Source organism: Sphingomonas bacterium (assembly GCF_028289855.1).
Lineage (GTDB): Bacteria > Pseudomonadota > Alphaproteobacteria > Sphingomonadales > Sphingomonadaceae > Sphingomonas.
This window is the reverse complement of record NZ_JAQGKZ010000024.1, coordinates 17,922-37,330: the sequence shown is the minus strand read 5'-3', so window position 1 is coordinate 37,330 and position 19,409 is coordinate 17,922. Positions and strand designations below refer to the sequence as shown.

General features: G+C 65.7%; 20 protein-coding genes. 8 read left to right on the top strand and 12 right to left on the bottom strand.

What is annotated here, in order from left to right:
- From JWM94_RS01875 to sdhC, 3 genes are all read right to left on the bottom strand, one after another.
- On the bottom strand, positions 1–695 hold a 695-nt coding region (locus JWM94_RS01875; RefSeq protein WP_299420589.1), incomplete at its 3' end, for an FAD-binding protein.
- Positions 692–1,078 (bottom strand): succinate dehydrogenase, hydrophobic membrane anchor protein, encoded by a 387-nt coding sequence (gene sdhD / locus JWM94_RS01870; protein WP_299420584.1) that lies wholly within the window; start codon positions 1,076–1,078, stop codon positions 692–694. The genes sdhD and JWM94_RS01875, both read right to left, overlap by 4 nt.
- Entirely contained in the window at positions 1,078–1,521 is a 444-nt protein-coding gene (gene sdhC / locus JWM94_RS01865; protein ID WP_299420580.1) for a succinate dehydrogenase, cytochrome b556 subunit, read from the bottom strand. The genes sdhD and sdhC overlap by 1 nt, the downstream gene beginning before the upstream one ends.
- A gap of 191 nt (positions 1,522–1,712) precedes the next feature.
- Here sdhC and JWM94_RS01860 point away from each other — a divergent pair, with 191 nt between their 5' ends.
- The 4 genes from JWM94_RS01860 to JWM94_RS01845 are packed head-to-tail and all read left to right on the top strand — an operon-like array spanning position 1,713 to position 6,082.
- A complete protein-coding gene (locus JWM94_RS01860) occupies positions 1,713–3,038 on the top strand; it encodes a methyl-accepting chemotaxis protein (protein ID WP_299420604.1) in 1,326 nt (441 codons plus the stop codon).
- Positions 3,039–3,056: 18 nt separating this feature from the next.
- Complete coding sequence (locus tag JWM94_RS01855; RefSeq protein WP_299420576.1) at positions 3,057–4,421, top strand: methyl-accepting chemotaxis protein; 1,365 nt, start codon at positions 3,057–3,059, stop codon at positions 4,419–4,421.
- A 25-nt stretch (positions 4,422–4,446) separates the two neighbouring features.
- Positions 4,447–5,145 (top strand): SDR family NAD(P)-dependent oxidoreductase, encoded by a 699-nt coding sequence (locus JWM94_RS01850; protein WP_299420573.1) that lies wholly within the window; start codon positions 4,447–4,449, stop codon positions 5,143–5,145.
- Entirely contained in the window at positions 5,135–6,082 is a 948-nt protein-coding gene (locus JWM94_RS01845) for a 50S ribosomal protein L11 methyltransferase (protein ID WP_299420569.1), read from the top strand. The genes JWM94_RS01850 and JWM94_RS01845 overlap by 11 nt, the downstream gene beginning before the upstream one ends.
- Before the next feature lie 65 nt (positions 6,083–6,147).
- On the opposite strand, the gene JWM94_RS01840 is transcribed toward JWM94_RS01845, so the two are convergent.
- Together JWM94_RS01840 and phhA are read right to left on the bottom strand one after the other, a co-directional pair.
- Positions 6,148–6,603, bottom strand: a complete 456-nt coding sequence (locus JWM94_RS01840) for a hypothetical protein (protein ID WP_299420565.1) — start codon at positions 6,601–6,603, stop codon at positions 6,148–6,150.
- A 65-nt stretch (positions 6,604–6,668) separates the two neighbouring features.
- Positions 6,669–7,535, bottom strand: a complete 867-nt coding sequence (gene phhA, locus JWM94_RS01835; protein WP_299420561.1) for a phenylalanine 4-monooxygenase — start codon at positions 7,533–7,535, stop codon at positions 6,669–6,671.
- A 101-nt stretch (positions 7,536–7,636) separates the two neighbouring features.
- Here phhA and JWM94_RS01830 point away from each other — a divergent pair, with 101 nt between their 5' ends.
- Positions 7,637–8,278, top strand: a complete 642-nt coding sequence (locus tag JWM94_RS01830; RefSeq protein WP_299420558.1) for an alpha/beta hydrolase — start codon at positions 7,637–7,639, stop codon at positions 8,276–8,278.
- A gap of 81 nt (positions 8,279–8,359) precedes the next feature.
- On the opposite strand, the gene JWM94_RS01825 is transcribed toward JWM94_RS01830, so the two are convergent.
- On the bottom strand, positions 8,360–8,653 hold the full coding sequence (locus JWM94_RS01825) for a hypothetical protein (RefSeq protein ID WP_299420554.1): 294 nt from the start codon (positions 8,651–8,653) through the stop codon (positions 8,360–8,362).
- Between the two features lie 11 nt (positions 8,654–8,664).
- Positions 8,665–9,663, bottom strand: a complete 999-nt coding sequence (locus JWM94_RS01820; protein ID WP_299420549.1) for a glycerophosphodiester phosphodiesterase — start codon at positions 9,661–9,663, stop codon at positions 8,665–8,667.
- A 138-nt stretch (positions 9,664–9,801) separates the two neighbouring features.
- Between JWM94_RS01820 and JWM94_RS01815 the strand changes: the two genes are divergently transcribed.
- The 3 genes from JWM94_RS01815 to JWM94_RS01805 all read left to right on the top strand — a co-directional run bounded on the left by JWM94_RS01815 (position 9,802) and on the right by JWM94_RS01805 (position 13,630).
- Entirely contained in the window at positions 9,802–12,003 is a 2,202-nt protein-coding gene (locus JWM94_RS01815) for a xanthine dehydrogenase family protein molybdopterin-binding subunit (RefSeq protein ID WP_367185845.1), read from the top strand.
- Positions 12,004–12,129: 126 nt separating this feature from the next.
- Positions 12,130–13,053 carry an XdhC family protein gene (locus tag JWM94_RS01810; protein ID WP_299420546.1) on the top strand — a complete coding sequence of 308 codons (924 nt, stop codon included), beginning with the start codon at positions 12,130–12,132 and terminating at the stop codon, positions 13,051–13,053.
- Positions 13,040–13,630, top strand: a complete 591-nt coding sequence (locus JWM94_RS01805; RefSeq protein ID WP_299420542.1) for a nucleotidyltransferase family protein — start codon at positions 13,040–13,042, stop codon at positions 13,628–13,630. Before JWM94_RS01810 ends, JWM94_RS01805 begins: the two co-directional genes overlap by 14 nt.
- Here the strand turns inward: JWM94_RS01805 and JWM94_RS01800 are convergent, their stop codons facing one another.
- From JWM94_RS01800 to scpA, 5 genes are read right to left on the bottom strand one after another with little or no spacing between them, the layout of a single operon-like run.
- A complete protein-coding gene (locus tag JWM94_RS01800; RefSeq protein ID WP_299420538.1) occupies positions 13,631–13,882 on the bottom strand; it encodes a hypothetical protein in 252 nt (83 codons plus the stop codon).
- A gap of 11 nt (positions 13,883–13,893) precedes the next feature.
- Positions 13,894–15,906, bottom strand: coding sequence for an acetyl/propionyl/methylcrotonyl-CoA carboxylase subunit alpha (locus JWM94_RS01795; RefSeq protein ID WP_299420534.1), 2,013 nt, complete (start codon positions 15,904–15,906; stop codon positions 13,894–13,896).
- 18 nt (positions 15,907–15,924) lie between these two features.
- Positions 15,925–16,275: a hypothetical protein gene (locus JWM94_RS01790; RefSeq protein ID WP_299420531.1), complete on the bottom strand. Its 351-nt coding sequence runs from the start codon at positions 16,273–16,275 to the stop codon at positions 15,925–15,927.
- Positions 16,272–17,261 carry a biotin synthase BioB gene (gene bioB, locus JWM94_RS01785; protein WP_299420527.1) on the bottom strand — a complete coding sequence of 330 codons (990 nt, stop codon included), beginning with the start codon at positions 17,259–17,261 and terminating at the stop codon, positions 16,272–16,274. The genes JWM94_RS01790 and bioB overlap by 4 nt, the downstream gene beginning before the upstream one ends.
- Complete coding sequence (gene scpA, locus JWM94_RS01780) at positions 17,258–19,399, bottom strand: methylmalonyl-CoA mutase (RefSeq protein ID WP_299420523.1); 2,142 nt, start codon at positions 19,397–19,399, stop codon at positions 17,258–17,260. The genes bioB and scpA overlap by 4 nt, the downstream gene beginning before the upstream one ends.
- Between the last annotated feature and the right edge of the window lie 10 nt (positions 19,400–19,409).

Genomic DNA, 19,409 nt, shown 5'->3' with positions numbered 1-19,409 from the left:
CGCAGCACCATGCCGCAGCCGTCACAGGTGCAGGTATGCGCCGAGGACGCGGAGAAATAGGTGCGGCCATAGCCGCCGGTCGCGAGGACCACGGCAAGGCAGCGGAAGAGGTGGATAGAGCAGACGTCCATGCACAAAGCGATCACGCCCTTGCACTCGCCGCCGTCCATGATCAGGTCGAGCGCGAAATATTCGATGTAGAAATCGGCGTCGAAGCGCAGGCTCTGCTGGTAGAGCGCATGGAGCATCGCGTGCCCGGTGCGGTCGGCGGCGGCGCAGGTGCGCTGCGCGGGCGGCCCCTCGCCCATGTTCTGCATCATGCCCCCGAACGGGCGCTGGTAGATTTTGCCGGCATCGGTACGGCTGAACGGCACCCCGGCGTGTTCGAGTTCGTAGACCGCGGCGGGCGCTTCGCGGACCATATATTCGATCGCATCCTGATCGCCGAGCCAGTCCGATCCCTTGACGGTGTCGAACATATGCCAGGTCCAGTGATCCGGGCCCATATTGCCCAGACTGGCGGCGATCCCGCCCTGTGCTGCAACGGTGTGGCTGCGGGTCGGGAAGACCTTGGTGATGCAGGCGGTCTTGAGCCCGCTCTGCGCGCATTCCTGCACCGCGCGGAGCCCGGAACCCCCGGCACCGACCACGACCGCGTCATAGGTGTGGTCGATGATCTTATAAGCGTCGCTCATCCCGCGAGCGGCACCAATGCCGCCTTGAGGATCGCGAAGATCGCGGTGACCGCGATCACCGCGAGGAAATATTCGAGCGCGACGATCGTGACGATGCGGGTTTCGTCATGCTGATAATCCTCGATCAGCACTTGCAGCCCCATCCGCGCGTGCCAGCACGTCGAGATCACCAGCAGAATCATCGGCACCGCGACCCAGGCCGATCCGATCCAGCTGTGTACTGACAGATAATCGAACCCCGACAGCCGCGTCAGCGAAATCATGAACCAGGCGAGGAAGAACAGGTTGGACCCCGCGGTCAGCCGCTGGCGCCACCAATGATGCGCGCCCTCATGCGCGCTGCCGAGGCCGCGGACGCGGCCGAGTTCGGTGCCGTCGCCCATTATTTTGCCCCTGCGAAGATGACGTCCTTGAGCAGCAAGCCCCAGAACAGGATGGTGAGCAACACCGACCCGACGATCGTCAGGAGCGCGCCGGTCTTGTTGGTCTTGAGCTCGTAGCCCGCGCCGGTGTCGAGCACGAAGTGGCGGATGCCGCTCAACATGTGCTGGAACAGCGAGAGCGTCAGCCCGACGCCGACGATATAGCCGAGAATGTTCCAGCTCGGCCCGGTGAACCATGACAGGAACCAGTCGTAGCTTTCCTTGCCCGCGGCGAGCGACGCCAGCCACCAGGTGAACAGCAACCCGCCGACGATCGCCATGCCATCGCCGGTCGCGCGGTGCAGGATCGAGACCAGCATGGCCGGTCCCCATTTATAGTGACTCAAATGCGGCGCGATCGGGCGCCCCGAATCTTTGGCGGCTTTCGGCGGTGTGGTAGCCAAGGAAAATACCCCTGAATGGATGCGTGGGCCCTCTTACCCCTCACGCTTTGGGATGCAACCCATCCGCCGTTTCCTAACCTCTCCTTAACCAAATTCGCGCTAGCCCGTGACGGTAAATTCTCGCGTCGCCGTCATGCGTTAGCCCGGAGCAACCGATCTTGAGCACCACCGATCTGCCCTCGTCCGACGTGATGGCCGCCAAGGTCCGGCTGTCCGAGCGGCTGCGCATCTTCGATTTTGACGGGTCGCTCGCGTCCGCCAGCCATGATGTGTGGACGGTGATCGAGCCCGACATCCGCGCGATCTCCGAAGCGTATTGGCAGCAATGGCTGCGCTGTTTCGCCGACGACCGCGTCTGGGCGCCGCACGAAACCGCCAAGATGATCGACCTGGGGGTCGATTTCCTCAAGATGCGATTCCTCAAGACCAACGAGCGCGGCTGGGTCGAATCGATCGCGCGCTCGGTCGCCGCGGCCTATGCCGGCAAGGTCGAGCCCGAAGCATTGCTGTCGATGATCAACGCCAGCGACCGCGCCGCGCTCGGCAGCCTGATGGCCCGCGTCGATCGCGACGATCCACGCCTACCGACGATGATCGACACATTGTTGCGGCTGTCGGCGATGGAGGGCGACATAACGGTCGCGCTCTACAACGGATTCGTCGAGCACACCGCGCAAGCCGCGCGCGAAGCGCTCGCCGCCGAATTCCGCGACGGCATCGCCATGGTGGTCGAGCGGTCGAGCCAGGAAAGCCATGCATTGCGCGACCAGTCGGTGCGCACCTCCACGTCGGCGCGCGGGATGATCGGAAAGACCAGCGAAGTCGCCGCAGCCGCCGAGCAATCGGCGGTCGCGATGCGCGAAGCCGCACAGACCGCCGCCGGGCTGATCCGCGCGATCGAGGACGCCCGGATCGAGGTCGAGGCAGCCGCCGAAATCGCCAACCGCGCCAGTTCCCAGGCCGGCCAGGCGGTCGGCATGTCGGAAGCGCTGAGCGATCATGCCAAATCGATCGAATCGATTCTGGGGCTGATTCGCGACATTGCCGGTCAGACCAATTTGCTCGCGCTCAACGCGACGATCGAGGCGGCCCGCGCGGGCGATGCCGGCCGCGGCTTCGCGGTTGTCGCGCAGGAAGTCAAAAGCCTCGCCAACCAGACCGCGCGCGCCACCGACGATATCGCCGCCAAGATCGCGGCGATCCAGTCCGCCACGCGTTCCACCGTCGATACCAATGCGTCGATCAAGGCGACCGTCACCGAAGTCCAGGAATCGGCCAATCGCATCCGCTTCGCGATGGAAGCCCAGGCGCAGACCGTGACGGCGATCACCGCCGCGGTCGACGAGACCGCGCTCGCCGCCGATTCGATGTCGAACACAATCGCAACCATTCGCGAGGATACCGAGGCGGTGGCGAGCGAGATCGACAGCGTCGGGCGGGGATTCGATTCGCTCGACGGCCAGCTTGGCCAGCTCAAGACCAGTGCCAGCGATTTCGTCGCCAAAGTGGCGGCATAACGTCCCGGAAGAGGGAAGATGAGCGAGAAACAGTCGGCAACCTGGCCCCAGGACCTGGAAGAAGCGCTCGCCCGCGACTTGCCGGCGTTCGACTGGGACGGGCAAATCCGCCCGCTGACGGCCGAAATCGCCCCGATCGTCGCACCGCATTATCGCCGCGTCTGCGAAATCTTCTGGCAGCATTATCTCGCGCACCCCGCGACCGCGCACGTCCGCGCCTATTACACCCCCGAACAGCTCGCGCAGGAGATCGAAACCAGCACCGCTTATATGCGGGCGAAGTTCGAAGACCCGATGGGTCGCGAATGGATGGAAATGGCCTGCACCAACGCGCGCCAGTCGGACCGCGCCGGGGTGTCGCTGGCGCCGTTGCTCGCGTCGCTGACCGCCGCGTATCAGGAAACGCTCATCATCCTCGCCGACGCGTGCGGCACCGACAGCGTTCGGCTGGCACGGTATGCCGACGTGCTGCAGCGGCTGTCCTTCGTCGAAGCGCACGTGCTGACCAGCTACGTCTCGCAATTGATCGAGCATCGCGCGCGCAAGTCGCGGCTCGCCAGCTCGGAAAAATTCCGCGAATCGATCGCCGGATCGATCGGCGCGACTGCCGAACTCGGCGCGCGGATCCGCGAACAGGCCGGGCGCACCTCCGTGTCGGCCAAGGGCATGATCGGCAAGACGAGCGAGGTCGCCGCCGCCGCGGAGCAATCGGCGGTCGCGATGCGCGAGGCGGCACAGACCGCCGCTGGGCTGATCCGCGCGATCGAGGATGCCCGGATCGAGGTCGAGGCGGCTGCCGAGATCGCCAACCGCGCCGCCGACCAGGCGGGTGACGCGGTCGGATCGAGCGGGGCGCTGAGCGATCACGCCAAGTCGATCGAATCGATCCTTGGGCTGATCCGCGACATTGCCGGCCAGACCAATTTGCTCGCGCTCAATGCGACGATCGAGGCCGCGCGCGCGGGCGATGCCGGCCGCGGCTTCGCAGTCGTTGCGCAGGAGGTCAAAAGCCTCGCCAACCAGACCGCGCGCGCGACCGACGATATCGCTGCCAAGATCGCCGCGATCCAGTCCGCCACCCGGTCCACCGTCGACACCAGCGCCTCGATCAAGGCGACCGTCGCCGAAGTGCAGGATTCCGCCGCGCGCATCCGCGAGGCGATGGAAGTACAGGCCCAGACCGTGACCGCGATCACCGCCGCGGTCGACGAGACCGCGCTAGCGGCCGATTCGATGGCGCACACCATCGCGACGATCCGCGAGGACACCGAAAACGTCGCGCGCGAAATGGGGACGCTGGCCGAGGATGTCGGCGACGTCGACGACCGGCTCGGCGGCCTCAAAGGTGCGGCCGACGATTTCTCGGCAAGCGTGGCGGCCTGAGCTTCCGCGCGCTACAGCGGCGCGCATGACCAATATCCTCTTGACCGGCAGTAGCCGGGGCATCGGCGCGGCGATCGCTGCCGCGCTGTCCACTACCGCTGGCGTCACCTTCGTTGGCCACGGCACCGCAAGCGGCATCGCCGCCGATTTCGCCGACGCGACGGGCCCGCGCCATTTGTGGGATACGGCGCTCAGCCAGCTCGGTACGATCAACGTCCTGATCAACAATGCCGGCGTGTTCGAAGCCAACCCGATCGATCAGCCCGACGACGCCTGGGTCGCCAACTGGGAACGCACGATGCGGATCAATTTGACCGCGAGCGCCGAATTGTGCCGGCTTGCGATCCGGCACTGGCAGGAGCGCGGGACGGGCGGCCGCATCGTCAACGTCGCCAGCCGTGCCGCCTATCGCGGCGACTCGCCGGGGCACTGGCACTATGCGGCGTCCAAAGCCGGGATGGTCGCGATGACCAAAAGCATCGCCCGCGGTTATGCCGCACAGAATATCCTCGCCTTCGCGGTATGCCCCGGTTTCACGATGACCGGCATGGCTGAAGATTATCTGGCGAGCCGCGGCGGCGACAAATTGCTCGCCGACATCCCGCTCGGCCGTGTCGCCGACCCCGAGGAAGTCGCCAACGCCGTCACCTATCTCGCGCTCAGCGCTCCGCCATCGATGACCGGTGCGGTGATCGACGTGAACGGGGCGAGCTATGTCCGCTGACGCGCTGATCGACAGCTGGAAGACCAGCTTTCCCTGCACCCGCGCCGAGGCCGAGGCGATCGACGCGGGCGAGATCGACATCGACGCGGTGCTGATGACGACCGAAGAGATCGAGGACGATGTCGAGCGTTGGCGGCTCGATGCCTATACGGAAAGCCAGCCTGACCCGGCTATGATCGCCACGTTGCGCGCGCTGGTGCCGAGCGCCGCCCGGGTCGATCCGGTCGTCGAGGCACTCACGCCCGAGGATTGGGTCGCGATGAGCCAGGCCGGACTCGAGCCGATCGCCGAGGGGCGCTTTGTCGTCCACACCAGCGCACATCCGATCGTTGCACCCCCCGGCGGTCGCGCGTTCCTGATCGACGCCGGCCGCGCGTTCGGCACCGGGCATCACGCGACGACCTCGGGCTGTCTGAAAGCGCTCGACGCGATGGCGGGCACGGCATTTTCCGCCATCATCGACATCGGCACCGGCACCGGGCTGCTTGCCTTCGCGGCGCAGCATTTATGGCCGGGCGCGCGGATCGTCGCGACCGATATCGACCCCGCCGCGGTCGAAGTGACGCGCGCGAACATGACGGCCAACCAGGTCGCGGACATCGAGCTGATCGTCGCCGACGGTGCGCTCGATCCCGCGATCACGGCGCGCGCGCCCTACGACCTCGTGATCGCGAACGTGCTGGCGGGACCGCTCGTGTCGATGGCGCCCGAACTCGCCTCGATCGCCGCGCCCGAAGCGACGATCCTGCTCGCCGGGTTGCTCGATACGCAGCGCGGTCAGGTGGTCGATGCCTATACGACATGCGGCTGTAAATTAATCGCGGCCGAGGTTCGCGGCGACTGGACGATCCTCACGCTCGCCGCGGGCGCCGAACGTTACGTTCCGACCAAGCCCTTCGATCCCAAGGGCCGCGACGGCTGGGCGCTCGACCTCTAGGCGATCGCGGCTGCGATGCGCCAGCTACTTTCCTCGTGGAGCGGATCGCGTGAAAATCGGGACGGTCAGGCGAACTGCGCATGCCAGCGTGTCAATTTGCCTTCCCGTTCCAGAAACGTGCAGTGGGGCAACGCCCGGATCGCCGCCTTGATCGCAGTGGCGGCCGGGCCATCGGGCAGCGGCTGAACGTCGAACGCCAGTCCGCCAAGGTGGCTCGAAAGCTTCATCTGCCGTGCAGCCGGCCACGCGTTCATCACGCTCAGCAGTCCCGCCTGGATCGCGGCCACGCTAGTCGCGGCGGGATGGGCATCGACCCACGCCTGAAGCTCATTGGCCTCCGCTCGCGCCTTGTAAACGCGAAGGTAGCCATGACGGTCCTGCGCGATGTTCTGCGCCATCGCCCGCGCCTGATCGACGACCGACCGCGCACCGCTGGTAAAGATGATATGAGGGAATTGCGCCTTTAAGTGGCGGGCGCCGGATAGCGCCGGCTCGATCAGGTTAAGTTCTTCGACACCCATCACCGCATCCCCTCGGTCTAGATTGTCATGAACTTGCCAGCCGGGAGGAGTAGAGTCGAGCGTAATCAGCCGCGCGACCGGGCATATTGCTGCGTGCCGCACGTCAATACTGTATCGCTCGGGACAATCTCAGCGACGGCGATGTCGGGCTGCGCCTTCAATTGTTCGTATAGCGGCGCGAAGTCGGTTTCGACAGTCACCCTCAGCAACTCATCGAAACTCGGAATGACGAAATAGTTCTGTTGGAAATCGTCGATCCGGTATTCGGTGCGCATCACCCGCGCGAGGTCGAAGCCGATCCGGTTAGGGCTGGGATCGTCGAGTGCGAACTGGCTTTCGGAATAGCTCGACACGATGCCGGATCCGTAAATCCGCAAGCCTTCGGGTTCGGCGATCAGCCCGAACTCGACCGTATACCAATACAACCGACCCAGATATTTGAGCGCGTCCATCCCCATCGCGCGCTGGCCGCCCTTGCCGTACGCTTCGAGATAGTCGGCGAACACCGGGTCGGCGAGCATCGGCACGTGACCGAACACATCGTGAAAGACGTCGGGTTCCTGGAGGTAATCGAGCTGGTCGGGCCGGCGGATGAAATTGCCCGCGACGAAGCGGCGGTTGGCCATATGGTCGAAGAACACGTCGTCGGGCACGAGTCCGGGCACCGCGACGACTTGCCATCCGGTCAGCTTCGTCAGCCGATCGGACAATTCAGCGAAATCGGGAATGCCGGGCTTGGACAGTTTGAGCACATCGAGCCCGCGCAGATAGGCCTCGGATGCGCGGCCGGGGAGTAATTTGGCCTGGCGCGCGAACAAAGTGTCCCACGTCGCGTGCTCCTCAGGCGTGTAATGCGTCCAGTCCTGCGGCACGGTCCAGTCGGCGGACGCGCCGGGGGGCAGAGAATCGAGAACGTGCGTTTCAGCTTCCATCGGAACAATCTATCACGGGTGCGATGACGAAAGAAATCTCAGCAGACGCGAGCGTTCCGCACCCACCCTCCAAGGCGCAATGGGCAGCAGAGCTGCCGCGCATGATCGGCACCATTGCGAGCATTCCCAAAGCATGGCCCGAACTGATGAAGGCGCCGCCGGGAGACGGTCGCCCGATCATGCTGCTCCCCGGGCTGGTCAACACCGACCGGTCGAACATCGTCATGAAGCGCTACCTGACCGCGCTCAGCTACCGCGTCGAAGGGTGGAAATTGGGGCGCAATGCCGGCTCGCGGACGATCGGCGGCGAGGGCGAGAAACTGCTCGACCGGCTACGCGCGTATCACGACGATGCCGGCGAGCCGGTGACGCTGATCGGCGTGAGTCTGGGCGGGATCATCGCGCGGTTCGCGGCGCATCGCGAGCCCGCTTTGGTACGCGAGGTCATCACCGTCAGCTCGCCCTTCGCCGGCGATCCGCGCGCGACCAACGTCTGGCGCATGTTCGAGCTGCTGTCGGGCGAGAAGATCGACAGCGAGAGCGTGATCGCGCGGCGAGAGGAGATCGCCGCGCCGCTACCGGTGCCGGCCACCGCGATCTGGAGCGCGAGCGACGGCCTCGTCAACGGCGCGATCTGTCACGACGACCATGTGCGATCGATCGAGATCGTCAGCAGTCATATGGGCGTGCAGATGCACCCCGCGACGCTCCGCGCGATCGCCGAGGTGCTGGGCGGGAATTGATAGCGTTCCCCGGCGAAGTCCGGGGTCCAGCATCGGGCGGCTCGCGACTGGGCCCCGGCCTTCGCCGGGGAACAGCACTGGTCAATCGACCGGCTCGGGTTCACCGGGATGCGCGCGAAAGCCGGTGTACGGCCCGCAATTGGCAGGATCCTCGCGGCACGCTTTGTCGTGCGCCTTGCGCTCGCGGCCTTCGCGCGCTTCGGCCTTGCGCATCTTCTTGCCGTAGTTTCGGTCGGCCTCGGATTGGCTGGTGGTGGTCCAGTCGACCCCCTTGCTCACGACCTTGACCGGCGCGGTGACGATGCTGCCGACGGTGCTGAGACAGCCCCCGGTCAGAAGCGGCAGGACCGCCGCGGCGATGAGCAATTTCCGCATACATATCCGATCTATTTGGCGGCGGATGTCCGATAGGCATTCCGCGCTGTCACGCCAATTAACGGAAAATCGGTGAAAAATCCATCAATGCCCGTCGCAAGCTGGCGCCGGATCGCCTCGGCGACGTTGCCGCGCGCGATCGGATCGGTGCCGACCTTCAGGCTGGTGGGCAGGAAGAAATTCTCCGCGCGGAAAGTCCAGACGTGGACGCGCAACCCCGCTTTGTGCGCGTCGGCGACGAGCGTGGTCGGCGTGCCCTCGCCCTTGTCGACCATGTCCTTGTTGGGCCCGATCCCCCAAGCGTACGCTGCGACCGCCTTCAAGCCAGCGGGCGTGATCATCGCGGCATAGCTCGGCGTCGCGTTGTCGGCGGGGCCACCACTGCCGTCCATCAACTGGATCAGGCGGATCCTGGTCAGCGTGTGGAGCAGCTTGAGGTTGTTCACTTCGAAGCTCTGGATGAACACCGGCGCGGTCGCGCTATCCCAACCCGCCGCTTTCAATTCGGCGACCAGATGGCGTTCCATCGGCAAACCGATCGACGCGAAATAGCTGGGGTGCTTGGTTTCGGGATAGATGCCGATCGTCCGCCCCAATTCCTTCGAGCGCTTCTTCGCCAGCGCGATTACCTCGGCGAGCGTCGGGATGGTGAATTGCCCGTCATATTTGGCGTTGGCCGGGCGAAGTTGCGGCAGGCGCTCCTTGGCACGCAGCGTCTTGAGTTCGGCGAGCGTGAAATCCTCGGTGAACCAGCCGGTATGGCTCCGTCCGTCGATCGTCTTGGTGGTCTTACGCGCGGCGAACTCCGGGTGCGCGCCCACGTCGGTCGTGCCTGTGATGTCGTTCTCGTGCCGCGCGACGAAGACGTTGTCCTTGGTCAGCACCAGGTCGGGCTCGATGAAATCGGCGCCCTCGTCGATCGCCAGCTCGTAGCTCGCCAGCGTGTGTTCGGGGCGTTCGCCCGACGCGCCGCGATGGCCGATGACGATGGGCGCTGACAGCGATGCCATGCGTCCACTCTGCGCGCCCGCGAGCGGCGATGCCAGTGCGACGACAAGGCTTGCGGCGAGGAGCCTCTTGAAAAGTTTCATATGCGGACCGATTCCGGGCTAGGGCTGTTGACGCCGCATAGCACGGGAGGCGACATCGTGAACGACATCGTGATGGACGCGCCGTATCGTCCCGCCGGTCTCGACAACGGTCGGCAAGGCCTGATCGGCAAGCCGGTCGATCGTTATGAGGGGCCGCTCAAGGTCACCGGCACCGCGCAATACGCCGTCGAGGGCGCGCCCGACGGGACGCTGTACGCCCAAGTGATCGGCGCGACGATCGGCTGCGGGACCGTGACGGCGATCAATACCGGCGCGGCGGAAGCAATGGCGGGCGTTGTCGCGATCGTCACCGACCATGAGCAATTCGTGTCGAGCGGCGGCAGCTCGCAGGAGCCGATGCCGGGCTGGACCAAGGAGATCGACCATTTCGGTCAGCCGGTCGGGCTCGTCGTCGCCGAGACGCTGGAAGCGGCGCGTGCCGCCGCGCTGGCGGTCGTGGTGACGTACGAAAAGCGCGAAGGGCGTTACGACCCGCGCGTACAACCGGTGATCGAAGATCACAAGATCGGGTTCTTGCCCGTGATCGTGAAGGGCGATGTCGATGCCGCGATCGCGGCCGCCGAGATCAAGTTCGACCGGACCTACACCACCCCGCCGCATTTCCCCGCTGCGCTCGAGCCGCATGCCGCAACCGCGTGGTGGGAAGGCGATACGCTGATGCTGCGCGCGTCGCTCCAAGTGCTTGACTCGGCGAAGACGACGGTCGCCAAGGCCTTGGGGATCAAACCGGCCAAGGTGCGCATTCTCGCGCCATATGTCGGCGGCGGGTTCGGCGGGAAGACCGGAGTCGGGCCAGAAACGGTGATGGCCGCCGTGGCCGCGCGCGATCTGGGCCGGCCGGTCAAGATTGCGCTCCCGCGCCGCCAGACCGCGGCGCTCGTCCACCACCGCGGCGACACCGTGCAGCGCGTCCGCATCGGTTGTGACAACGATGGGCGGATCAGCGCCTTCGCGCACGAAAGCATCAGTTCGCAGAAGGACGGCAAGGGCTTTCTCGAGCCCGTTCCGTTCGGCACGCTGCCGCTCTATGCCGCCGAAAATCGCAAGTTCACCACCGCCGTCACGCGCGTCGATCTGCCGTCCAGCGGCGCGGTGCGTGCGCCCGGCGAGGCGGTCGGCACCTTCGCAGTCGAATGCGCGATGGACGAACTGGCCGAGCAACTCGGGCTCGACCCGGTCGAACTGCGCAAGCGCAACGAGCCCGAGGCTGATCCGACCACCGGCAAGCCGTTCTCCACCCGATTGATGACGCGATGTTATGACGAAGGCGCCAAGCGATTTGGATGGGACCAGCGCGACCCGACACCGGGATCGGTGCGCGACGGCGAATGGCTGGTCGGGATGGGCATGGCGGCGGCATTGCGCGGCAATTTCACCGTTAATTCGGAGGCACGCGTCACGCTGTCGCCCGAGGGCCGCGCGGTGATCGAAACCGACATGACCGATATCGGCACCGGCACCTACACGATCCTGGCGCAGGTCGCGGGCGAAATGCTCGGGCTGCCGGTATCGGCGATCGACGTGCGGCTTGGGGATACCGATTACCCGGCCAGCGCCGGGTCGGGCGGGTCGTTCGGCGCGGGGTCATCCGGATCGGCGGTCGCGCTGGCGTGCGAGGACATCCTCGCCGAACTCGCGCTTCGCATGAACGCCGCACCCGAGGAACTGGTGCTCAAGGACGGCATGGTTGGCGCCGGTGCGCGATCTTCGTCAATTTCCGACCTGGTCGACAAGCCGATCGTCGCAACCGGCAAGATGGGGCCGGGCAAGGAAAGCCGCCGTACCAGCCAGGCCAGCCACGGCGCGCAATTCGCCGAAGTCGCGGTAAACGCGGTCACTGGCGAAGTTCGAGTCCGCCGCCTGATCGGCGTGTTCGACGTCGGCCGCGTGATGAACGAGAAGACCGCGCGCAATCAAATGGTCGGCGGGATGATCTGGGGGATCGCCTACGCACTGTCCGAAGACGCCGTGGTCGACACCCGCACCGGCCAGTTCGTGAACCCCGATTTCGGCGAATATCACGTCGCGGTGAATGCCGATGCTCCGGCGGTCGAATGTCATTTCCTCGAGGAAATCGACGACAGCGCCAATCCGGTCGGCGCGAAGGCAGTAGGTGAATTGGGAATTTCGGGCGCGGGCGCGGCGATGGCGAACGCGATCTACAATGCATGCGGGGTCAGGGTGCGAGACTTTCCAGTCACGCTCGACAAGCTGCTCGCGGGGCTGCCGCCGGTATGATTCCTTCCGACCGGCATCGTGCTGAACTTGTTTCAGCGTCCAACGTGCAACAGCCGCTGTCCTCGCGAGTGCAGAATTGGACCCTGAAACAAGTTCAGGGTGACGGCAGGTGGTGGGTGGCTGACAGTGGCCGATAACGACGCCGTCATCGCCGCCGCGCTAGCGTGGAAGGGTGCGCCGCTCGCACTCGCCACCGTGGTCAGCACCTGGGGTTCCGCACCGCGTCCGCGCGGAAGTCATATGATCGTCCATCAGGACGGCCGCTTCGAAGGCTCCGTGTCGGGCGGCTGTGTCGAGAACGACATCCTGACCACCGCCGCAGAGGTGATCGACAACCAGCTATCCTGGCGCGCCAAAACATATGGCGTCGCCGATGCGGATGCATGGGAAGTCGGCTTGCCGTGCGGCGGCGAGATTTCGGTGATGGTCCAGCCTGTCGCGCCGACCGGCTTCGATGCGTCGTTGTTCGATCGCATCGCCGAGGCGCGCGACCGGGGCGAAGCGATTACAGTCTATACCGATCTCGACACCGGTCAGTCCGGACTCGATTCGGCGCCGCTGCCCGGGTTCGCCAACCGCTATGACCCGCCGCGCCGCTTGCTGATCGTCGGCGCGGTGCAGATCGCGCAGTCACTGGCGGGACTCGCCCGCGAACTCGGCATCGCCACCACGGTGATCGACCCCCGCGCGCGCTTTCTGACCGAGGAACGCTTCCCCGGCGTCGCGCTCGACGACCGCTGGCCTGACGAAGCCGTCGCGGCATTCAAGCCCGGCCCGTCGACTGCGGTCGTCACCCTTAGCCACGACACCAAGATCGACGATCCCGCGCTGGAAGCCGCACTGGCCGCATCGACCGGCTATGTCGCCGCTTTAGGCTCGCGCCGCAGCCACGCCGCGCGCCGCGAACGGTTGACGGCGGCGGGCGTCAGCGACGCCGACCTCGACCGGATCGATGCGCCCGCAGGGCTCGACATCGGCGCGATCGGCCCCGCCGAGATCGCGCTGTCGATTGCCGCCGCGATGGTCGCGCATTTCCATGATCGCGCCTGACACCACCGCGCTGATCCTGCTCGCCGCGGGGAAATCCGCGCGGTTCGGCCTATCCGACAAACTGACCGCGATGTTCCTCGGCCAGCCGCTCGGGATGCACGCAGTCACCGCGTTGGAGGCAGTACCGTTCGCCCGGCGGATCGTCGTCAAAGATGGAGTGGAACTGGACTATGCGGCGCGCGGATATCAGGTCGTCCGCAACCCGCGTCCCGAAGACGGCCTGTCGCTGTCGGTCCGGCTCGGTGTGCAAGCGGCGCGTGGCGACGGCATTGAGGCGGTGCTGATCGCGCTCGCCGACATGCCGCGCATCACCGCGACGCACGTTCATCGACTGTTCGACACCCAGCACGGCGCGAACAGCGTCGTCGCGTCGTCCGACGGCGTCCGCCCAAGACCCCCGGTATTGTTCGGAAGCGGCCGGTTCGATGCGCTCGAACGGCTTGAGGGCGACGCCGGTGCGCGCGACGTGATTCGCGCCGGGCGGCATGTCGTCGCCAGCCCGGACGAATTGGTCGACGTCGATACACAGCAGGAACTCGACGAGCTGCTGGCCAAGTTCGGCCAGACGCGCGCCTGATCAGGCCGCGCCGCGCACGATCATCCGCACGGTAAGCGCGATAGCGAAAAGCACCAGCACGACGGCGCTGAAGCCAGTCATCCAGATGGTCCTCCGGAACGCGGCTGGGTTAGTGTCGCGGTTCGCAGTGCGGCCATAGCGACCGCGAGCGACGCCGGTGCGCAAGCCCTTCGCCGTCGTCCAGATCATGCCGATCGCGAGCAGGACAACGACCAGATCCATGCCCCAGGCAATCATGTCGTCCTTGCTCATGTGTCGGCTCCTTATTCCAGTTCGAGGATCACCTGATCGACCGCCAGGCTGTCACCGGCCTTGGCTTCGAGCGACCTCACCGTGCCGGTCTTTTCGGCGCGCAGGATGTTTTCCATCTTCATCGCCTCAACCACCGCGAGCGGCTGGCCGAGCTGAACCGCGTCGCCGACCCCGACATCGAGCCGCACCAGCAGCCCCGGCATCGGCGCGATCAGGAATTTGGAGAGATCGGGCGGGATCTTTTCGATCAGATGATGCGCGAAAGCGGCGACCCCGGTGGGGAGCACGCGCACGACATGGCTCGCGCCGCGCGTGGTTAGCTTGAAGCCGGTACGCGTGCGAGCGATTTTCACGGTGAGATCGGATTCGGCCAGCTCCGCGTGCACGACGCGGTCGCCGGGGGTGTATTCGAGCGCGATTTCGTGACCCTCGCCGTCGACCGTCACGCCATCGGTCGAAATCGATACGTCATGGTCAGCGCCGTGGATCCTCACGGTCCACGCCGATGGCGGGCGGAGCCTTTTGCCAAGTTGCCCGTCGATCCGGCGCGCGCGGTCGGCCTCCGCCGTCGCCGCGAAGGCGGCGATCGCGGCGAGTGATTTGAGCAAATCCGCCGACGCCGGCGCGCCATGGAAGCCGTCGGGATATTCCTCGGCGATGAACCCCGTCGTGATCGCGCCATCGCGGAAGCGCGGGTGCTGCATCAGCGCCGACAGGAAATCCAGATTGTTGCCCGGCCCGTCGATCTCGAACGCGTCGAGTGCGGCGATCTGTTCGTCGATCGCTTCTTCACGCGTCGGTGCCCAAGTGATCAATTTGGCGATCATCGGGTCGTAGAACATCGACACTTCGCCGCCTTCGGTGACGCCGTCATCGACGCGGACATACGCGTCGCGCGTGGTTTCACCGTAGGGCGTATCGCTGCTCGCGGGCGGGCCATAATGCACCAGCCGCCCGATGCTCGGCAGGAAGCCGCGATACGGATCCTCGGCGTAAACGCGGTTCTCGATCGACCAGCCGTTGAGCTGAACCTGCTCCTGCGTCAGCGGAAGCGCCTCGCCCGCGGCGACGCGGATCATCAGTTCGACCAGGTCGAGCCCGGTAATCGCCTCGGTCACCGGATGCTCGACCTGCAGCCGGGTGTTCATTTCGAGGAAGTAGAAGCCCTGCCCGGTCGTGTCGGCGCCCGATACGATCAGCTCGACAGTACCGGCGGAATAATAGCCCACCGCGCGCGCCAGCGCGACCGCCTGCTCGCCCATCGCGCGGCGCATCTCGGGCGTGACGAACGGCGACGGCGCTTCCTCGACCACTTTCTGGTGGCGGCGCTGGATCGAGCATTCGCGTTCGTTGAGGTAGAGGATGTTGCCGTGCTGGTCGCCGATCAGCTGGATTTCGATGTGGCGCGGGCTTTCGATGAATTTCTCGATAAACACGCGGTCGTCGCCGAACGACGCGAGCCCCTCGCGCTTGGTCGCCTCGAACCCTTCGCGGACGTCCTGCTCCGAATACGCCAGCCGCATCCCCTTGCCGCCGCCGCCAGCCGACGCCTTCATCATCACGGGATAGCCGATGTCCGAGGCGATCTTCACCGCTTCGTCTGTGTCGGCGATCTCGCCCAGGAAGCCGGGCACGACGTTGACCCCCGCCGCTTTGGCGAGCTTCTTCGATTCGATCTTGTCGCCCATCGCCGCGATGGCATTGGGCGGCGGCCCGACAAACGCGATCCCCGCATCGGCGCACGCGCGCGCGAAGCTCTCGCGCTCGGACAGGAAGCCGTAGCCGGGATGGATGCAGTCCGCGCCGGTCACCTTTGCCGCGTCGAGGATCAATTCGGCGAGCAGATAGCTCTCGGCGGCCGGCGGCGGCCCGAGCCGCACTGCTTCGTCTGCCATCAGCACATGCGGGCTGCGTGCATCGGCGTCGGAGTAAACCGCGACCGTCGCGATCCCCATCTTCTTCGCGGTGCGCATCACGCGGCACGCAATCTCGCCGCGATTGGCGACCAGGATTTTCTTGAACACTTCTTTCCTGTCCCTGATCTAATTAGCCCGAGGAGGCACGCCTAGCGCCTCCGAGATTTCTGCGCACATGCCGTCGAAGCGATCGAAATACGTTTGCTGCAAGTCATCATCGCTCAGATTGAAAGCTTCCGATGTTTTGGAAAGCCCAAGCCTCGCCGCTATCTCAGCAGCTTCCATCTTGAATGGCGGATACAGATCAGCCGCCGTTTCCAAATCGCCGGCGTTCCGCATCCCGTAGTCGGCAACCCAAAGACAATACGTCAGTTGTTCGGCGGGCGTTAAGGTGTCTGGGCCTTGATCGGCTTTCTTCTCGATGATCGGATCGCCGGCATCTTCCAAAAGCCAGGATTCCCAATCGACGTCGCTCACTCCGCCGCCTCCACCACACGCTGCTCCGCCGCCATCGGCGCCAGCCCGAGCTTCGCGAACAGCGCTGCGTCCTTGTCCTCGCCGGCATTGCCCGCGGTCAGCAGCTTGTCGCCGGTGAAAATCGAATTCGCCCCCGCCAAAAAGCACAATGCCTGCGTCGCGTCGCTCATGCTCTCGCGGCCCGCGCTGAGGCGCACCATGCTCCGCGGCATCGTGATCCGCGCGACCGCGACCGTGCGGACGAACTCGATATCGTCGATCTTCGCCAGCGGCGTGTCGGCGAGCATGTCGCCGAGCACCGTGCCCTTGACCGGCACCAGCGCATTGATCGGCACGCTTTCGGGATGCACCGGCAGGCAGGCCAGCGCGTGGATGAACCCAACGCGGTCGCCGCGCGTCTCGCCCATCCCGACGATCCCGCCGCAGCACACGTTGATCCCCGCCTCGCGAACATTCTCCAGCGTCTCGATCCGCTCACCGAAGCTGCGCGTCGAAATGACGTTGGCGTAATTCTCCGGCGAAGTGTCGATATTGTGGTTGTAGTAATCGAGCCCCGCCTCGCCCAGCGCCGCCGCCTGGCCGGGCGTCAGCATGCCGAGCGTCATGCACGTTTCCATCCCCATCTGGCGCACCCCGCGCACCATCTCGGCGAGCGCGGGAATATCCTTGCCCTTGGGGTTGCGCCACGCCGCGCCCATGCAGAACCGCGTCGAGCCATTGTCCTTCGCTCGCGCCGCCGCCTGCAGCACCGCGCGGACGTCCATCAGCTTGGTCGCTTTCAGGCCGGTCTCGGCGCTCGCGGATTGCGAGCAATAGCCGCAATCCTCCGGGCAGCCGCCAGTCTTAATCGACAGGAGCGTCGAGAGTTGGACTTCGTTCGCGGCGTGATGCTCGCGGTGGATCTGACCCGCGCGGAACACGAGCTCGGTGAACGGCAGGTCGAATAGCGCCGCGACCTCGTCCCGGGTCCAGTCGGTGCGCGTCACTCCGCTGCCTCGCTCTCGGGGGGCATATTGTGGCCGAGCAATCGCAGCACGTCCTCCGCCGCCTTGATCAGGTTGGTGCCGGGGCCGAAGATCGCCTGCACCCCGGCTTCGCGCAGGAAGTCATAGTCCTGCGCGGGAATCACGCCGCCGGCGATTACCTTGATGTCAGCGCGGCCAGCGTCGCGAAGGTGGCCGATGAGTTCGGGGATCAGCGTCTTGTGTCCGGCGGCGAGGCTGGACGCGCCGACCACGTCGACATCGCTTTCCAGCGCCAGCACGGCGGCTTCCTGCGGCGTCTGGAACAACGGGCCCGGTACGACCTCGAACCCGAGATCTCCGAACATCGAGCTGACCAGATTGGCGCCGCGATCGTGCCCGTCCTGCCCCATCTTGGCGACGAGCATGCGCGGCTTGCGGCCCAAGCGGCGCTCGGTCGCGGCGACGCCCGACAGCAGGTTTTCCCAGCGCGCGTCCGCATCATAGGCGCCGCCATAGATGCCGCTGACCGGGGTGGGATTGGTGCCGTACCGCCCGAACACATCCTCCATCGCCAGGCTGATCTCGCCCAGCGTCGCCCGCGCCCGCGCGCACTCAACCGCCAGCGCGAGAAGGTTCTCCTTGCCCCGCGCACCCTCGCGTAATGCGTCGAGCGACGCCCTGCACTTGGCCTCGTCACGCCCGGCTTTGACCTTGGCGATCCGCGCAACCTGTCCTTCGCGCACCGCGTGATTGTCGACGTCGAGGATGTCGAGATGCGCTTCCTCGGCGAGGCGATATTTGTTGACCCCGACGATCACGTCCTCGCCGCGATCGACGCGCGCCTGGCGTGCGGCGGCGGCTTCCTCGATCATCGCCTTGGGCCAGCCGTTGGCGACGGCGTTCGCCATCCCGCCATCCGCTTCGGCGCGTTCGATCAGCGCCCACGCCTTGTCGGCCAATTCGGCGGTCAACGCCTCGATATAATAGCTGCCGCCGAGCGGGTCGGCGACGTGCGTGATGCCGGTTTCCTCCTGCAGCACGATCTGCGTGTTGCGCGCGATCCGCGCGGTGAAATCGGTCGGCAGCGCGACCGCTTCGTCGAGCGCGTTGGTGTGGAGGCTCTGCGTGCCCCCCAGCACCCCCGCCATCGCTTCCACCGTGGTGCGGATGACGTTGTTGTAGGGATCCTGCTCCTGCAACGACACGCCGCTGGTCTGGCAGTGCGTCCGCAGCATCTTCGACCGGTCGAGCTTCGCGCCTAATTGCGTCATCGCGCGGTGCCACAAGAGCCGCGCCGCGCGCAGCTTGGCGATCTCCATGAAGAAATTCATGCCGACATTGAAGAAAAACGACAGCCGCCCGGCGAACGCGTCGATTTCCTGCCCCGCGGCTTGCGCCGCGCGGACGTACGCCATGCCGTCGGCGAGCGTGAAGGCGAGCTCCTGGACGATCGTCGAGCCGGCTTCCTGGATGTGATAGCCCGAAATCGAGATCGAGTTGAACTTGGGCATGCGCGCCGACGTGTAGCCGATGATGTCGGCGATGATCCGCATGCTCGGCTCGGGCGGGTAGATGTACGTATTGCGGACCATGAACTCCTTCAGGATGTCGTTCTGGATGGTTCCGTCGAGCTGGCTCTGATCGACCCCCTGCTCCTCCCCCGCGACGATGAAGAACGCGAGGATCGGGATCACCGCGCCGTTCATCGTCATCGACACGCTCATCCTGTCGAGCGGGATGCCGTCGAACAGGATCTTCATGTCGTCGATCGTGTCGATCGCGACGCCCGCCTTCCCGACATCGCCGGTCACGCGGGGATGGTCGCTGTCATAGCCACGGTGCGTCGCGAGATCGAACGCGACCGACAGGCCCCTCTGCCCGGCCGCGAGGTTGCGGCGGTAGAAGGCGTTGGAGGCTTCGGCGGTCGAGAAGCCGGCATATTGGCGCACCGTCCACGGACGGCCGGCGTACATCGACGCGCGCACGCCACGGGTGAACGGCGCGAAACCGGGCAGGCCGGGATCTTCGGTGACGTCGGCAGCGGTGTAGAGCGGCTTGACGTCGATCCCTTCGGGCGTGTGCCAGGTGAGGTCGGCGCCTTTCACTTCCTTCGCGGCGAGCGCCTGCCAGTCGTCGAGGGTCGGCTTATCTGATGACATGCTGCCGTCC

Coding starts and splice junctions, on each gene's coding strand:
- sdhD (WP_299420584.1), bottom strand. CDS start 1,078: ATGGGCGACGGCACCGAACTCGGCCGCGTCCGCGGCCTCGGCAGCGCG.
- JWM94_RS01860 (WP_299420604.1), top strand. CDS start 1,713: ATGGCCGCCAAGGTCCGGCTGTCCGAGCGGCTGCGCATCTTCGATTTT.
- JWM94_RS01855 (WP_299420576.1), top strand. CDS start 3,057: ATGAGCGAGAAACAGTCGGCAACCTGGCCCCAGGACCTGGAAGAAGCG.
- JWM94_RS01850 (WP_299420573.1), top strand. CDS start 4,447: ATGACCAATATCCTCTTGACCGGCAGTAGCCGGGGCATCGGCGCGGCG.
- JWM94_RS01845 (WP_299420569.1), top strand. CDS start 5,135: ATGTCCGCTGACGCGCTGATCGACAGCTGGAAGACCAGCTTTCCCTGC.
- JWM94_RS01840 (WP_299420565.1), bottom strand. CDS start 6,603: ATGGGTGTCGAAGAACTTAACCTGATCGAGCCGGCGCTATCCGGCGCC.
- phhA (WP_299420561.1), bottom strand. CDS start 7,535: ATGGAAGCTGAAACGCACGTTCTCGATTCTCTGCCCCCCGGCGCGTCC.
- JWM94_RS01830 (WP_299420558.1), top strand. CDS start 7,637: ATGATCGGCACCATTGCGAGCATTCCCAAAGCATGGCCCGAACTGATG.
- JWM94_RS01825 (WP_299420554.1), bottom strand. CDS start 8,653: ATGCGGAAATTGCTCATCGCCGCGGCGGTCCTGCCGCTTCTGACCGGG.
- JWM94_RS01820 (WP_299420549.1), bottom strand. CDS start 9,663: ATGGCATCGCTGTCAGCGCCCATCGTCATCGGCCATCGCGGCGCGTCG.
- JWM94_RS01805 (WP_299420542.1), top strand. CDS start 13,040: ATGATCGCGCCTGACACCACCGCGCTGATCCTGCTCGCCGCGGGGAAA.
- JWM94_RS01800 (WP_299420538.1), bottom strand. CDS start 13,882: ATGAGCAAGGACGACATGATTGCCTGGGGCATGGATCTGGTCGTTGTC.
- scpA (WP_299420523.1), bottom strand. CDS start 19,399: ATGTCATCAGATAAGCCGACCCTCGACGACTGGCAGGCGCTCGCCGCG.